Genomic DNA, 15,218 nt, shown 5'->3' with positions numbered 1-15,218 from the left:
AACATCCTGTTACAACGCCAGTACTAGCACGTCCTGTGCGTCGCAACTACGCCTCTGTCTTCGCCAAAGGCTCGCCAATCGGCGAGTTTTCTTTAGTTAACCACCGTACTATGTCAAATACTTTTTTCGAATTTTGGGGTAACCCATTAAAATTTTGTGGAAAACCGATATGGGGTCATAAACCTTCACTACCCGCCCCGCCATCCATTTATGGTATAATTCGCATATCAGAATATTCAATTGAAGAACGCGAACGAAAAATTGACCTCACTGTTGTCAATTATATGAGCGATCTCGAACGACGAAAGGGGGGTCGGAACCAATGAAAATAGATGAGACCGACCACAAAATACTAGCCTGTCTGACTGAGAACGGCCGGATGTCCTACGTTGATATTGGCAAAAGGTTAAATCTATCAAGAGTTTCGGTCAGAGAAAGAGTCAACCAATTGATTAATGAGGGTGTCATTGAAAAATTCAGCGTTGTGATCAATTCGGAATTAGCTGGGAAAAAGGTATCAGCTTTTTTCGAAGTTGACTGCGAACCCGCTTCTCTTGTTGAAGTTGCCGAGAACCTAGTTAATAACCCAAGTGTTGCGAGCTGTTACCAAATGACTGGGCCGAGTACATTGCATATGCATGTTCTAGTTGATGACTTCCATGCGCTGGAAAAGTTCACGAATGAAGAGCTGTATGCCTTGGAAGGCATTACAAGGGTTGAGAGCCATATTCTCCTCCGTCGCTTTAAGAGCAGGACTGGATTGAAGCTATAAAATAAGTGTGTGCACCAGCAACCGTGGGATGATGAAATCTCGCGGTTTTCTTAGTTAATCAGAAAGTAAGTATAAAAATAATGCTCCTCCGCTTCGCTTTGTCGCAAGGCAGCAAAGATGAATATTCAAGCAGAAGCCTTGCAACTACGCCTCTGTCTTCGCCAAAGGCTCGCCAATTGGCAAGTTTTCTTTATGGTCAAACTAGTTATTGAAACATTCCCAACTTGCCCCCTATTCATAATAAACAACCGAAAAAATAATTTTTGTCCAGTATGGCTAATGAAATTATGTGACAATTCACTTAACATAGTACTTGAAAAACTGACACGGTTAAATGTTGGCAGGCTTTTTAAACAGTATGGAGGTGTTGTGTAACAATGAAAAAAGGTCTTAGTGATGCTGTTTTTATTCCTGACTGGGATACTGGCAAATTTCTCTCAGAAGCAAAAAAGGCGGGGTTTGAAGGTGTTGAGCTTAATATCCGGGAAGCGGAAGGTGATCTTACGCTTAACACCGCACCTGCCGAAGCAAGAGCAGTCGCACGGATGGCCGAAGAATTGGACTTGGAATTACCTACGCTGACAACAGGGCTGCTCAATCATTACTCTCTCTCATCTGGAGACCATGCTCTTCGGGCAAGGGGTGAAGAGATTGCTTCACATATGATTGAGATAGCATCTGAGATGGGAACCAAGGTGGTGCAGCTTGTCCCCGGTGTCGTTACTACTGAAACCTGCTATGACGAGGCTTATAGTTTGGCCCAGGAGACATTGAGCCGCTTGGCAACGAGAGCATCCTCTTGCAATGTCACAATAGCTATTGAAAATGTCTGCAACAAATTTTTGCCAAGCGCTTTGGAATTCACCCGGTTTCTTGATGAAATTAACCACCCATCACTCCAGGCTTACTTCGACAATGGCAATGCATTAGTAACAGGATTTCCTGAACACTATGTTTCATTGTTGGGAACCCGTATTGTGGCTATGCATTTAAAGGACTACCGAGCCAATGCTGGTGACTTTGTTCCCATTCTAGAGGGAGATACGAATTGGCCTGTTATGATGAAGGCAATAAATGACATCCCGTATACAGGATATGTTATAGCAACTCCTCCTTACAAATATGCGTGCGGGGCTTGTTTGGAGCATCTCGTCAATAGTACATCAGCTAATTTAACAGCCATTTTTGCATTAACTGAAAATCAAATTATCCAATAGTTAAGACGAAAAAAACCGTTCCTTCAAAGGCGAACCAGAAGGAACGGTTTTTTATATAGGCAGCTTATTTCGGGCTACTATCGTTGTTTCTCAAATATTGTACCCTTTTTAAATTTTGAATCCTTAAATGCAAACTTCATAAGAAGAAAATAGGCTATCCCTGCGACAACAAAGCCGCTAATCCATGCCAGATCCACTTTTATAAAGGCAGCGCCGGCACCGATAAGCATAGCAAGGATCGCACAGGGGTTAAATCCGGCAAATTGCCCGTCTTTCCTATAGAGATCAGCAACATTTACTTTTTGCTTTCTCAATATATAATATTCGACTAATAGAATAGAGATAATCGGCCCAAGGAATGCGGAGTATATAAGAATGAACATATTTAGCCCCTTCGCCGAAGACTCCTGTACAAGCATCCAAGGGAAAGCGCATAGCGCAAGCAGTCCGGTTACGGTAACAGCAGCTTTATATTTCATTTTTGTCAGTAATGTAATAACGTAGGTCGGCGGAATAATATTTGCCACCATGTTTGTTGCAACAACCCCTATAACAATAAATGCTGACACGCCAAATGTAATGTAAGAGTTATTAAATATTTTCGCAAGCGCGCTGGCAGGGTTAGTAATCCCTGTAACAGTTGCAAGCATGGCACCGATTGTAATGACGAACCCGTATGCGATTATAATAGGTGAAAAGTACATAAAGCCGCGTTTTCCGTCGCTAATGCCTGATTTGAGCTCTCTTGAATAATCCGCGGCGCTTAAAAAGATAGCCGCATAATTTCCTAGAAACACCATGATGAATCCAAAGAATGGCAAGCCCCATGAGCCATCGACCTGAACCCACTTTTCCGTAATTTCAGCGCTATGGGATGTTAGAAGAAGGATGAATACATAGACCAGCGCGAGCATGATTACAATGGATGCAAGCGATTCGATCCATTTAATGGCGTGGAAGCCGAACAACGAAAGGAAAATTTGCACCATTTGAAGCACAACAAAGCAAATGGCAACATTATCAAAGGCGCCGTCCGTCACAATTTTTGCGATTTCATTTAAGGCCGTACCGCCAATCCAGCTTTGAATCCCGTACCAAACGATGGCAGGGACCCCGCGCAAAAGCGACGATATCACCGTGCCCTTGTTCCCGAAGGACATTCTAAGCTGTACAACATATGGTATGCCTGTTCTGTAGCCGAGCCTGTCATTTAAAGCAAAAATAACTGAAATAATACCGATTGCAATAATAGCTGCGGCAAATGTCTGAAAGATGTTCAGCGTTGCGGCGCCCGCTACAACTAAGCTCGCTCCAAGCGTCATATTGCCTAAATTAACACCGTCCCCAATCCACATAAACATATAGGCTATCGGACCGACCGTCCTGCTTTCTTTAGTTTTTGGATTTAGTGATTCATCCAAACCAGTGGCTTCTTGGACTAGCGTCTCTCTTTTGTCATTGTTTTCTATGTTTATAGACATTTCACACCTCTTTTTCCCTTATTTTCCACACCCCTGATCATGCGTTGTTTGCAAATAGGTCTTAGATCCCTTTTTGCATAAAAGGCCCCCCTTAATTAAAGTCATTTTTACTTAAGAAAACGTTTTCACTATTATAGTTTAATTATTCCCAAAATAGCATTAGTCAGAGTAGATGAAATAGACGGACGGCAATTAGCTGTTATGCATAAATTTAAAATTGGCATTATGCTATTTGAACATGATGTTGTTTGGTTGTGACAAAGAAGGGCTTATTTATATTGCACAATTTGTTGTGCATTTATTATAAAATGGATGATTTCTTCCCTTAATTTGAATAATTTTTATATAAAACTTTGTTTGTTTTGTCCAATGTATTTGGCTATTTTGTGAATTAAAATGTAAATAACCCATTAATATATCCTTCGCAAACAGCAAATCGACTTGAACAAGCTTTACAATCCTAAGGGATATTACTTTGGCAATGGTTTTAATATATCAGCGATTGTTATAACTTTCATTGAAGCATTCATCGCATTGATTGGGGAATTTGTTGACGTATTAAATCCTCTCTATCAAATATCGTGGTTTGTCGGAACAGTATCAGCCTTTGGGCTGTATCTCATTTTTGCACCAAAACAAGTCCGGATAGAAAAAGGTGATGCTTGCGAACAAGAGGAGCAATCGGGAATGGAAAGACAAAGAATGTTACATTGACATGCTTGTCTTTGAACATTTTTATATAAAAATTTTAAAATGGAGGGAGCTTTTTTATGCGTTATGATGTGATCATAAAAGGTGGAGATGTTGTCTTTCGCGACGGCGTCCGGAAAGTAGATATCGCATTGAAAGATGAAAAAATTGCTTGCATTGCTGAACATTTGGATGGTGAAGCAAACGAAGTGGTTAATGCTTCCGGCCAATATGTGATGCCTGGTATGGTTGATACCCATGTCCACATAAGCGAACCCGGCAGGACCGAATGGGAAGGCTATAAGACAGGGTCTCAAGCGCTAGCGGCAGGGGGAACAACATGCTATGTTGAAATGCCGTTAAACACTATTCCGGCAACAACGAACAAAGAAGCCCTGGATATAAAAATTGAAGCAGCAAAAAATCAAAACTACGTGGATTATGCCCTTTACGGCGGGCTCGTTCCGGGAAATTTGGACGATTTAGAGGATATGGCAAATGAAGGCGTTTTCGCCTTTAAATGTTTCGCGGCAACATGCGGGTCTGGTATCCCCGGGGATTTTGAAAATGTCGACGACTATACATTATACAAAGGGATGCAGCGCCTTGCTGAGTTAGGTCAAATGCTGTGCATTCATTCTGAAAATGCCTCCATTACAGACCGTCTGGGTGAAGAAAAAGTAAGAGAAGGCAAAACAACCGCGATCGACTATGTTGAATCACGGCCGATTGTCACGGAAGTTGAGGCGATTCAACGGGTTATTTTATTTTCTAAAGATACGGGCTGCCGCGTACATATTGTACATGTCAGTTCGGCTGAGGGTGTTGAGACGATTCTAAAAGCCCAATCAGAAGGTGTCGATATCACATTTGAATCTTGCCCTCACTACTTTGCGATCAGTGCTGAGCAATTTGAAGAAATTGGCCCTAAAGCGAAGTGTTCACCGCCTTTGCGTAAAGCAAAAGATCAAGAAAAACTGTGGCAAGCCTACCTTGACGGCAAAGTTGACCATTTGACATCGGATCATTCACCGTGTACGCCGGATTTAAAAGAAGGCGGGGTCTTTGATGCATGGGGCGGCATTTCAGGCGCACAAAATAACGTTGATCTAATGTTTGACTTAGCGGTAAAACAACGGCATATGCCAGTTCACCAATTTGTTAATTCGATTGCGTATACACCGGCCGAGCGCTTCAACATCCCTAATAAAGGTGAAATTGCCGTTTCCAAGGATGCCGATATCATCCTGTTAGATCCAAATCAATCTTATGTGTTAAAAGATGAGGATTTATATTACAAAAATAAATTTAGTGCTTATACAGGCAGAAAAATTGACTGCCGTATTACCAAAACATTCGTTCGCGGCCATAAGGTCTATGATATCAATGAAGGTATCGTAGGTGAACCTGTTGGTAAGCTGCTCAGAGCCAACAATAAAACAGCTGAATAATACAAAAACAAGGGGCCGGAACACGGCCCCTTGTTTACAATAGTGACATGGCTAAAAGTGCCACCCTGAGACGCAGCGTATCTTCGGGGTCATCCAAAGAACACTTTGTCATTTGTTCACATTTATTGATTCGATATTTGACCGTGTTGCGGTGAATATACATTTTTCTTGATGTCTCCGATATTTCCCCTTGGCAATTAAGGAAAACTTCCAGTGTCTTTAACAGCTCGATATCTTCCTTTAATGATGCGTTCGCTAATTCGTTGAGAGTGTTATGACAGAATTCCTTTAAATGTTTCTTTGGGATCATCTGTAAGAGTTCGGTAAACTCCTTTATTTTATAATACTGAATAAATGGTTCTTTATTTAATTCATAACCGTGCTTAATGGTTTCAATCGCCTCACGGTAGGCTGTCGGTATATCCTTAATCGATTGAACGGGGCTGCTGACACCGAATGATACCTGTTCTGGTGACTCCGTCTGTACATTTCTAAAAAAGGCCGAGATCTCATTCTTATCTACCGGGTTATAATCCAGAAATTGAAAGAGCATCACATAATATTTTTCCTTTGTAAATAAGATGCCTTTTATGTTTGTTTGTGCCAGCTCGTCTTCAACAAAATCATAAACCAAATTGTGCAGCTTCCCTATTGTTTCTTCCTGGATTTTATTATCATGATCTTTTCTGAAATTCTCCGCATCTAATTGGCAAACGGCGCAGATATAATGCTTTTGTTTTTCCAGTCCGTAATGTTTTCCAATGCTTAAGATTTCATCTTCAGAGGTTATTCTTTCATCAATCAAATCCGCAAAAAAGTTATTTTTAAATTGCTTGGCATTTTCTTCAATCGCCTGTTGTTTAATTAATGTAAATGAGATCACGTTTGACGCTTGTTCAATCGCCAATTTTGAAGCCGGATAAGGCAGCGTATGAGCATCGACGATGACCAAAATACTGGACGTTTGGTGCTTGGTTACGACTGGAAAGGTAGTGATGGATTGAACCGGCTCGTTTTGATCATTAACAATGTCAAATGACGCGCCATTGCGTGCATCTTCTTTATGATCGTTTATGAGGTCTAAAATCATGTTTTTTAACTCGTTCATTGAGTCTTTTTGGAAATCATGGGAAAGTGCCAAGGTCTCACCGCGTTGATTTAACAAAAGAGAGGGCCTTTTTAAAAAATGGCCGAGCTGTTCAACGAGTGACCCTAAACTATATTCTTTCACCATCATTTCCGAAAACTTTTGATGGATATGAATGGCGTAAAACAACTCTTCGGCTTTATCGTTATTTAGGTAATTTAAAATATGCTGTGAGACTTCACCTAAGGTAAATTCAAGAGGTAATTCAATGATTGGCAGCGAGAGATCATCTGCAAGCACTTTCACTTCTTCAGGCAGCACTTTATGGAAACGATGCAGTTTAATCACAATACCTGCACAGGAGTTATTATTCATTTCCCGAATAAGCTCGCAAAAGCCGCGGGTATCATCCTTAAATGCGTAGCCCGTTGTCAGGAGCATATGGTCCCTTTTTAAAAAAGACTTAGCATCAGGTGTATCCAAAATATTGACGAATTGAACGGTTCGTTCAAGACCGCGATGACCGGCGAGGATTTTGCATGCCTTCATGATATCTAATATGAATAAATCATTAACGGTTTTCATATAAAAACTCCCCGAATTTTATAAAATTTCAAATCCAACGTCTATTCTATGTTAATGATGCATAAAAAGCAAAGGTAATTTCATCTAAAGTGAACAATGACTTTAAGATGTTCAAGGATTAAACTGATAATTGAAGATGTTAGGAGTAACAATAAGAGCGGTTGAAAACAACTTATAAATGGCAATAAATATTAAATAATTGAATTGTTGAATAACGTAAAGCAAGCACGAAAGGAGAAGCAGGCATGGGAAACAAGAGTGATTTTAATATTGAGGAAGAAGTTGTTGAGAAGCTTAAATGGTTAGGCAGCTTTGGAAAAGATCCAAAAGGCGGCGTATCCAGGCTTCTTTACACTGATGAATGGACCCAAGCTCAAGAGTCACTGGCTCAATTATTTAAGGACGCCGGCTTAACTGTGAGAACAGATGAGGTTGGGAATTTGTTTGGAAGATTGGAAGGTACTAAGGTCAAGGATGAGACGATTCTGACAGGGTCACACGTTGATACCGTCAAAAACGGCGGATTATACGATGGTCAATACGGTATTATCGCCGGATTTATCGCTATTAAGTATTTAAAGGAGAAATATGGCGAGCCCTTGAGAAATATTGAAGTCGTTTCAATGGCGGAGGAAGAAGGAAGCCGCTTTCCTTACTCGTTTTGGGGGTCAAATAACATTGTAGGCAAGGCGAAATCCAAAGATGTAAGCGGGATCAAGGACTTTGAAGGCGTCCCTTTTGAAGAGGCGATGCACAAAGCCGGCTTTGATTACAAAAAAGACCCTGAAAAGGTTGCGGACGATTTAAAGGCCTTTATTGAGCTTCATGTTGAACAAGGCAATGTTTTGGAAAAAGAGCAGATCCCAATTGGTATTGTACAAAGTATTGTCGGCCAAAAACGCTTTACCATTGAAATCAATGGGCAAGCAAATCATGCCGGTACCACGCCGATGGGTTATCGAAAGGACGCAATGAACGCTGCGTGCCGCATGATTCACGAAATCAATGATATGGCGCTGGCTTACGGAGATCCGTTGGTCGCGACTGTCGGCAAAATGATTCTTGAGCCAAATACAGTCAATGTTGTTCCTGGAAAGGCCATTTTCACACTGGATATCAGACACACGGAAAAGGCAGCACTTGAAAAATTTGCAGATGACGCATCTGAAAAAATGCGTAAGATTGCAGAGAAAATCGACGTTGACATCGATATTGATATGTGGATGGATGCTGACCCTGTGCCAATGAGTGAAAAGGTTGTAGAAGTCATACAAAAACAGTGTGATGAAAACAAATTAAATTACAAATTGATGCACAGTGGAGCCGGTCACGATTCACAAAACTTTGCTCAAGTTGTGCCAACAGCTATGATATTCGTTCCAAGCCACGACGGTATCAGTCATAATCCGGCCGAATATACAGAACCGGAAGATTTAGCAGAGGGTGTTAAAGCGCTTATCGGTGCGCTTTATAAATTAGGTTATTCCGTGGAGGAAATTTAATATAAATGATAGATAAAACCCTGCCAGTGCAAGACTAGTAGGGTTTGGGAAGCCTGCAGCGGGCACAGACAATAACGATTTGGGAGTGAAGAATGTGCTTTATACAGTGATCAAAAAGAATATGTATCAGGACTCAGTAAACCTGATGCTTTTAACTAATCACTTGTCGTCAACAGAAGGTGTCGATCAAGTATCCGTCATGATGGGAACACCTGCAAATATAGATATCTTTAAAAACTCAGGGCTTTATACTGAACAATTGGATGATGCAAGCCCCAATGACCTTTGCATCGTTGTTGACACCGATAGTGAAAGCGTTGTTGACCAGGTCGTGGAAGGTGTTGATGACTTTGTCAGCAACCAATCAACACAGTCAAAACAGAGTATGATACCCATTACAAGGACATGGGAAATGGCTCAAAACAAATTATCGAACGCCAATTTAGCTGTTATTTCCATCGCTGGTGAACATGCCGCTTCCGAAGCCAATAAAGCGCTTGACCGGAATCTTAATGTCTTCTTGTTCAGTGATAACGTCCCTTTAGATGATGAAGTCCAATTAAAACGGAAAGCCCAAGAAAAGGGGCTGATCGTGATGGGCCCTGACTGTGGTACAGGCATCCTGCATGAAGTTCCAATCGCATTTGCCAATGTGGTGGAAAAGGGCAATATCGGTGTCGTTGGCGCATCAGGTACGGGTATTCAAGAAATCACTACCATCATCGCAAGGAAGGGCGGAGGCATTTCACAAGCGATTGGCACAGGCGGCCGTGATTTATCTGCCGATGTCGGAGCCATTACAGCAATTAAAGGGCTTGAGGTTCTTGCTGAAGATCCTGCAACAGAAGTCATTGTTTTTGTTTCAAAGCCGCCCGCACCTGAAGTCCGCGATAAAGTTGTAGAGGTATTTAAAACGCTTGGCAAACCGGTTGTGGCAGTCTTCATGGGTGAAAAACCTCGCGAAGACGATGATAATGTCCACTATGCATGGACTCTTGAAGAAACAGCATTAAAAGCCCTAGAATTTGCCGGAAGCAGGGATGCTGACCTTGACCAGCTTATAAGCGAAAATGACGGCTTCAGAAAAATGAAAACAAACCCTGAGCAACGTTTTATTAAAGGGTATTATTGCGGCGGAACGCTGGCCTTGGAAGCAGCGATGATCGTTGAAGATGCATTTAATATTGACCCGTCTGCTGAACATCCTGATGGCAAGATGCTTGAGCACGGCGGAACCGAGATCATTGACTTAGGTGATGATGCTTATACACAAGGCCGCGCCCACCCAATGATTGATCCCGCTTTACGTGTTGAAATGGTCAAAAAGGCTGCGAACAATCCAGAAACAGCGGTCATTTTACTTGATAATGTTGTTGGCTATGGCGGCCACGAAGATATGGCAGGTGTTTTTGCGCCGGTTATTAAAGAAGCAAAAGACCAAGCTGAGGCAGACAACAGAGATATCGTCTTCATTGCTTCAGTAACAGGCACTGAAGGTGACCCTCAAGTATATGAGGAACAGGTCAAAAAGCTTGAAGATGCAGGTGCTGTCGTGGCAGCAAGCAACGCCCAAGCCACACGTCTTGCAGTTGGCATTATAAGCTATTTGGATTCAACCGAGCCATTCGAACAGGCAAACAGCAATCAAGCTGCAAACGGAACAGACGCTGTAAAAGAACTTATTTCAGATAAGCCGCGTGTCATCAATATCGGCCTAAAAGGCTTCGCTGAAACAATCAGGGAAAATGGCGGGGAAGTTGTTCAATATCAATGGGCGCCAATTGCAGGCGGCAACAAACGCTTGGCTAAGATCCTTGAGAAATTAAAATAAAGAACAAACGAATGAGGAGGAATTTTCTATGAACTATCAATCTATAGATGAAGCGAATCGTGCGGTTATCCAAAAAATTGTTGAGGCACAGCCTTTTCTGTTAGATGTTGTTCCGGCAAAAGAGGTCATTCCTGAGTTGAACGGAAAAGCATTATTGCATTCAGGGCCGTCTTTGAAATGGGAAAACATGACAAACCCAATGCAAGGCTCATGCATCGGTGCAACTCTCTTCGAAGGCTGGGCGGAAACGGAAGAAGACGCAAAGAAAATGCTTGAGAGCGGGGAAGTCACATTTATGCCTTGCCACTCAGTGGACGCAGTCGGCCCTATGGGCGGCATTACCTCGGCAAACATGCCTGTCCTTGTTGTTGAAAATAAAGTTGATGGAAAGCGGGCATATTGCAATTTAAATGAAGGAATCGGCAAAGTGCTGCGATTTGGCGCATACGGCGAAGAAGTCATCAATCGTTTGAATTGGATGAAGGATGTCTTAGGACCGGCTCTTTCCAAAGCACTCAAACAAATTGACGGTGGTCTTAATGTCAACGTTATCGTTTCAAAGGCGATCACAATGGGCGATGAATTCCACCAAAGAAATATTGCAGGATCCGTCCTTTTCATGAAAGAAATTGTCCCTTATCTTCTGACCGCGGATCTCGAGGAAAAGGCATTGCAAGAGGTAACGAAATTCTTGGCTGATACAGACCAATTTTTCTTAAATATTATGATGGCAACATCTAAAGTAACAATGGACTCGGCAAGAACAATTGAGGAAGGAAGCGTTATTACCGCTCTTTCCCGTAACGGTTATGAATTCGGAATTAAAGTCAGCGGATTAGGTGACCAGTGGTTCACTGCACCGGTTAACACGCCTGATGGTCTATATTTCAGCGGCTACAGCTCAGATCAGGCTTGCCCTGATATGGGTGACAGCGCGATTACGGAAGCATATGGCGTCGGCGGCATGGCGACGGTTGCGGCTCCTGGTGTTGTTCGATTCGTCGGCACCGGCGGATTCGGTGATGCGGTGGCAACAAGCGACGAAATGCGCGAGATTTGTATTGACAATAATCCTAACTTATCGATTCCAACTTGGGATTTCCAAGGCGCATGCCTAGGCATTGATATCCGCAAAGTCGTCGAAACAGGCATCACACCGATCATTAACACAGGTATCGCACATAAGGTGGCTGGCATTGGCCAAATCGGAGCTGGTACGGTTCATGCACCACTTGGTTGTTTTGAGAAGGCATTGGAGGCCCTCGCAGAAAAATACGGTGTAACAGCGGAATAAATGAATCATCATGCCCTTTACGCAAGCCAAGACATCCTAGGTGTTATGAACAAAAGCTACGGCACGGTGCATAGTGTTTTTAATAACAGTTTTAATGTTAACTTTGGCGATCGCCTGGTGCACTTCGGTGCCGCTGACGCTGGCTTGGTTCCCTTTGGAATTAGTCTTGATAAGCGCGGCGTCGGGGCATTGCTGAATGTCGTCAAGGCCGGCGACGTTGTTTATTTTCGCGAGGATGACCAGCTGCTTATGTTTGCAGGGGGCGGAATGGCTATTTCTCTTGAAGCGGCTGTTTGGTTTAACCCTTTCATTTCCGAGAGCTCTTTTGATAAAGCTGTATTGAAGAAAAACATGCAAACGCTCATTACTTTATTAATACAGGAAAAATGGGAAGCGGGATTTGAAGAGGATACTGAGGTGTTAATTGAAGCCATTGTTTCATATTCACCTTGGATGGATGATCACCCATTGCTTAAAGGGGTTAAGGATTTAAAGGGCTTTTTATCAGGCCATTCAAACGCTAAGGGAGAAACCCTTTTGGACTTTTGGATTGGCAGGGGAAAGGGGTTGACCCCAAGCGGGGACGATTTCCTTATAGGCATGCTTGCTTTGTTGGCTGCCTCGGGACAATTACCTGAGGTATTCAAGAGCACAATACATGACTATATCCAAACGCGGGGATCAAAACGCACAACACAAGTCAGTCTTGAGTATTTATGGTATGCCGTACAACTGAAATTTGGTTCGCATGTCAATAATGTCTGCCTTGCATTGATAAACGGCAATCAGGATGACATTTATCGCGAAGCTTCAGAATTAAGAAAGGCAGGGCATACTTCAAGTACTGATACGATGATTGGAATTTTATTTGGATGTCAAAGTATCATGGAGGGGAAATAAATGAGTAAAACAGTTGTCGTCGCTCTAGGCGGTAATGCAATCTTGCAATCCAAGCAGGAAGGAACATATGAGAATCAATTATATAACGTCAAAACAAGCAGCAAGTTTCTTGCAAAGCTAATTAAAGAGGGATACAAACTTGTCATCACCCACGGGAATGGGCCGCAGGTCGGCAACATTCTCCGTCAAAATGAAGAAGCACAAGATGTTGTTCCGCCTATGCCAATGGATGTCTTGAACGGTGAATCGCAAGGCTTTATTGGGTATATGATGGTACAATCATTATTGAATGAATTAAAGCAATTGGGACACAAGGCGCCTGTTGTCAATCTGCTGACAAGGGTTGAAGTGTCGAAGGATGATGAAGACTTTAAAGACCCTTCTAAGCCAATTGGCCCGTTCTATTCTGAGGAGGAAGCGAAAAAGCTTGCCGAGGAGCGCAATTGGAATATGAAAGAGGACTCTAACAGGGGTTGGCGCAGAGTCGTACCGTCCCCAAAACCGATTAAAATCTTAGAAGCACAAGCAATCAAAGACCTCGCTGAAGCGGGAAATGTTGTCGTTGCCTGCGGCGGCGGCGGAATCCCTGTGGTAAGTAAAGAAGATGGCACTTACGAAGGTATTGAAGCCGTTATTGATAAAGATCGAAGCGGCTGCAAGCTTGCCGAAGAAGTCAATGCGGATGTTTTTATGATCCTTACAGATGTCGACAATGTCTTCATCAATTTCGGTAAACCGGATCAAAAGTCGTTGGAAAAATTAACGATCACAGAACTCGAAGCCTACGTGAATGCAGGTCACTTTGCTAAAGGCAGCATGGGTCCAAAGGTGGAATCTGCGCTGAACTTTGCCAAGCAAGCCAAAGCCACCTCTATTATCTGTTCCTTGGAAAAAGTGGATCAAGCCCTTCTGGGTAAAAGCGGAACGATTATTTCTGATCAACATGTTGAAGACAAAAACGGCGGGTCGCCTGGGCTTAGTGCCTGAAAAACATGATGCAGTCCTCCATGGGCTGCTTTTTCTTGAAATATTCAGGGAACAGAATAACTAGATACATTTGGAAATTTAGAGGGTGTTCGTAATGAAAGAGTTGTTGAAAGCAAGCAACTGGATATCAGGATTGCAATGGCTGTTCTTCATTTTTGCAAATACGGTCGTCATACCGATAACCATTGGAGCAGCATTCGAGCTTTCACAGGGAAAAGTTATTTTTCTTCTGCAATTTTCATTTATTGCTGTAGGAATCGCCTGTATGGTCCAAGCATTGTTTGGTCATAGACGGGCAATCATGGAAGGGCAGTCCGGCCTATGGTGGGGTGTGATTTTAACACTTTGTTCAACGGCTGCTGCCCAAGGTATTTCTCTTGAGACATTAGGCGGAAGCTTAGCGACGGGGATTATCATTTCCGGTATCCTAACCATAGTCATTGGGTTGACTGGAACCGGCCAATATCTTTCAAAATTTTTTAATCCCGGCGTGATGGGTGTTTTTATGTTTCTCTTTGGAACAAATTTAATCGGGATCTTTTTAAAGGGGATGCTCGGGCTTCCATTCGGAAATCATTCCGGGAAGCCTTCGATGAATTTGCCGATTGCATTGCTGTCGATCATTATTGCCATCATTGTTATCATCATAAGCATCAAGGCCCCTGCCCATATCGCGCGTTATGCGCTTTTGATCGGCATTATCATCGGGTGGATTCTCTTTACGGTCTTTTTCCATTCGAAAAGCGCAGCAGGAGAAGCTGGTTCGTTTCACATTCATCTTTTTCCGCTTGGAGAACCGGCATTCAACGTTGGCATTATCATCACAGCGGTGATCACCGGGATTCTTAATCTGGCCAATACGTTTGGTGCATTAAAAGGGACGAATGACATGTATCAATCCGAAACAACAAAAAAGCAGTACCGTTCATCACTTACCATATCGGGTTGTTTTGTCAGTCTATCCGGGGTATTCGGGCTTGTCCCGTTTGCGCCGTACGTCTCTTCGATTGGCTTTCTGCGTCAAACGCAAATTTTGAAGAGATTGCCGCTTATCATTGGCGGATTGATGTTTGTTGTGATGGGTGTAATCCCGCCTATCGGGCACTTTTTCTCATTGCTGCCGTTAAGTGTCGGAAGTGCTGTGCTTTTTGTTTCTTATTTGCAACTATTGAATTCGTCATTACAGTTTTTAAAAAATGTGAAGCTTACAACAGTTACCGTGTACCGGTCAGCGGTTCCGATCTTTGTCGGCCTGGTCATCATGACGCTTCCTGCCTCAACGTTTGATGCCCTTCCAAGCCTGGTCCGCCCAATCGTCAGCAGCGGGCTGCTTGTCGGGATTATACTTGCATTGATTTTGGAAAATGTCTTTCCATGGGATCGTTTTGATTTTCAAAAAGGCGATGGGAACAAACCGTAAG

The 15,218-nt window shown here is 42.8% G+C and carries 13 protein-coding genes; 11 read left to right on the top strand and 2 right to left on the bottom strand.

The window, feature by feature from the left end:
• The 3 genes from EV207_RS23300 to EV207_RS19040 all read left to right on the top strand — a co-directional run.
• Positions 1 to 326: hypothetical protein (locus EV207_RS23300; protein ID WP_207902976.1), on the top strand; the 326-nt coding region annotated here is incomplete at its 5' end.
• Entirely contained in the window at positions 323 to 772 is a 450-nt protein-coding gene (locus tag EV207_RS19045; protein ID WP_132747742.1) for an Lrp/AsnC family transcriptional regulator, read from the top strand. The genes EV207_RS23300 and EV207_RS19045, both read left to right, overlap by 4 nt.
• Before the next feature lie 377 nt (positions 773 to 1,149).
• The gene (locus EV207_RS19040; RefSeq protein WP_132747741.1) at positions 1,150 to 1,989 is read left to right on the top strand and encodes a sugar phosphate isomerase/epimerase family protein; all 840 of its coding nucleotides are present in this window, start codon (positions 1,150 to 1,152) and stop codon (positions 1,987 to 1,989) included.
• A 77-nt stretch (positions 1,990 to 2,066) separates the two neighbouring features.
• Here EV207_RS19040 and EV207_RS19035 read toward each other — a convergent pair whose 3' ends face one another.
• Positions 2,067 to 3,470: an NCS1 family transporter gene (locus EV207_RS19035; RefSeq protein WP_132747740.1), complete on the bottom strand. Its 1,404-nt coding sequence runs from the start codon at positions 3,468 to 3,470 to the stop codon at positions 2,067 to 2,069.
• A gap of 441 nt (positions 3,471 to 3,911) precedes the next feature.
• On the opposite strand from EV207_RS19035, the gene EV207_RS19030 reads away from it, so the two are divergent.
• Positions 3,912 to 4,184 carry a hypothetical protein gene (locus tag EV207_RS19030; RefSeq protein ID WP_132747739.1) on the top strand — a complete coding sequence of 91 codons (273 nt, stop codon included), beginning with the start codon at positions 3,912 to 3,914 and terminating at the stop codon, positions 4,182 to 4,184.
• Between the two features lie 56 nt (positions 4,185 to 4,240).
• Entirely contained in the window at positions 4,241 to 5,611 is a 1,371-nt protein-coding gene (gene allB, locus EV207_RS19025) for an allantoinase AllB (protein ID WP_132747738.1), read from the top strand.
• 34 nt (positions 5,612 to 5,645) lie between these two features.
• On the opposite strand, the gene EV207_RS19020 is transcribed toward allB, so the two are convergent.
• Entirely contained in the window at positions 5,646 to 7,283 is a 1,638-nt protein-coding gene (locus EV207_RS19020; protein ID WP_132747737.1) for a PucR family transcriptional regulator, read from the bottom strand.
• Positions 7,284 to 7,528: 245 nt separating this feature from the next.
• Here EV207_RS19020 and allC point away from each other — a divergent pair, with 245 nt between their 5' ends.
• The 6 genes from allC to EV207_RS18990 all read left to right on the top strand — a co-directional run bounded on the left by allC (position 7,529) and on the right by EV207_RS18990 (position 15,217).
• Positions 7,529 to 8,785 carry an allantoate deiminase gene (gene allC, locus EV207_RS19015; protein WP_132747736.1) on the top strand — a complete coding sequence of 419 codons (1,257 nt, stop codon included), beginning with the start codon at positions 7,529 to 7,531 and terminating at the stop codon, positions 8,783 to 8,785.
• 94 nt (positions 8,786 to 8,879) lie between these two features.
• Positions 8,880 to 10,616: an acyl-CoA synthetase FdrA gene (gene fdrA / locus EV207_RS19010; protein ID WP_132747735.1), complete on the top strand. Its 1,737-nt coding sequence runs from the start codon at positions 8,880 to 8,882 to the stop codon at positions 10,614 to 10,616.
• A gap of 28 nt (positions 10,617 to 10,644) precedes the next feature.
• The gene (locus EV207_RS19005; RefSeq protein ID WP_132747734.1) at positions 10,645 to 11,910 is read left to right on the top strand and encodes a YlbE family protein; all 1,266 of its coding nucleotides are present in this window, start codon (positions 10,645 to 10,647) and stop codon (positions 11,908 to 11,910) included.
• Positions 11,911 to 12,810: an oxamate carbamoyltransferase subunit AllH family protein gene (locus EV207_RS19000; protein ID WP_132747733.1), complete on the top strand. Its 900-nt coding sequence runs from the start codon at positions 11,911 to 11,913 to the stop codon at positions 12,808 to 12,810. It abuts the gene before it with no gap.
• Positions 12,811 to 13,797 (top strand): carbamate kinase, encoded by a 987-nt coding sequence (arcC, locus tag EV207_RS18995; protein WP_132747732.1) that lies wholly within the window; start codon positions 12,811 to 12,813, stop codon positions 13,795 to 13,797.
• Between the two features lie 94 nt (positions 13,798 to 13,891).
• Positions 13,892 to 15,217, top strand: a complete 1,326-nt coding sequence (locus EV207_RS18990; RefSeq protein WP_132747731.1) for a uracil/xanthine transporter — start codon at positions 13,892 to 13,894, stop codon at positions 15,215 to 15,217.
• The last annotated feature ends 1 nt before the right edge of the window (position 15,218 follow it).

Source organism: Scopulibacillus darangshiensis (assembly GCF_004341035.1).
GTDB classification, from domain to species: Bacteria; Bacillota; Bacilli; order Bacillales; family Sporolactobacillaceae; genus Scopulibacillus; species Scopulibacillus darangshiensis.
Note: the sequence above shows the minus strand (reverse complement) of the source record. Positions and strands in the feature narration are given on the sequence as shown.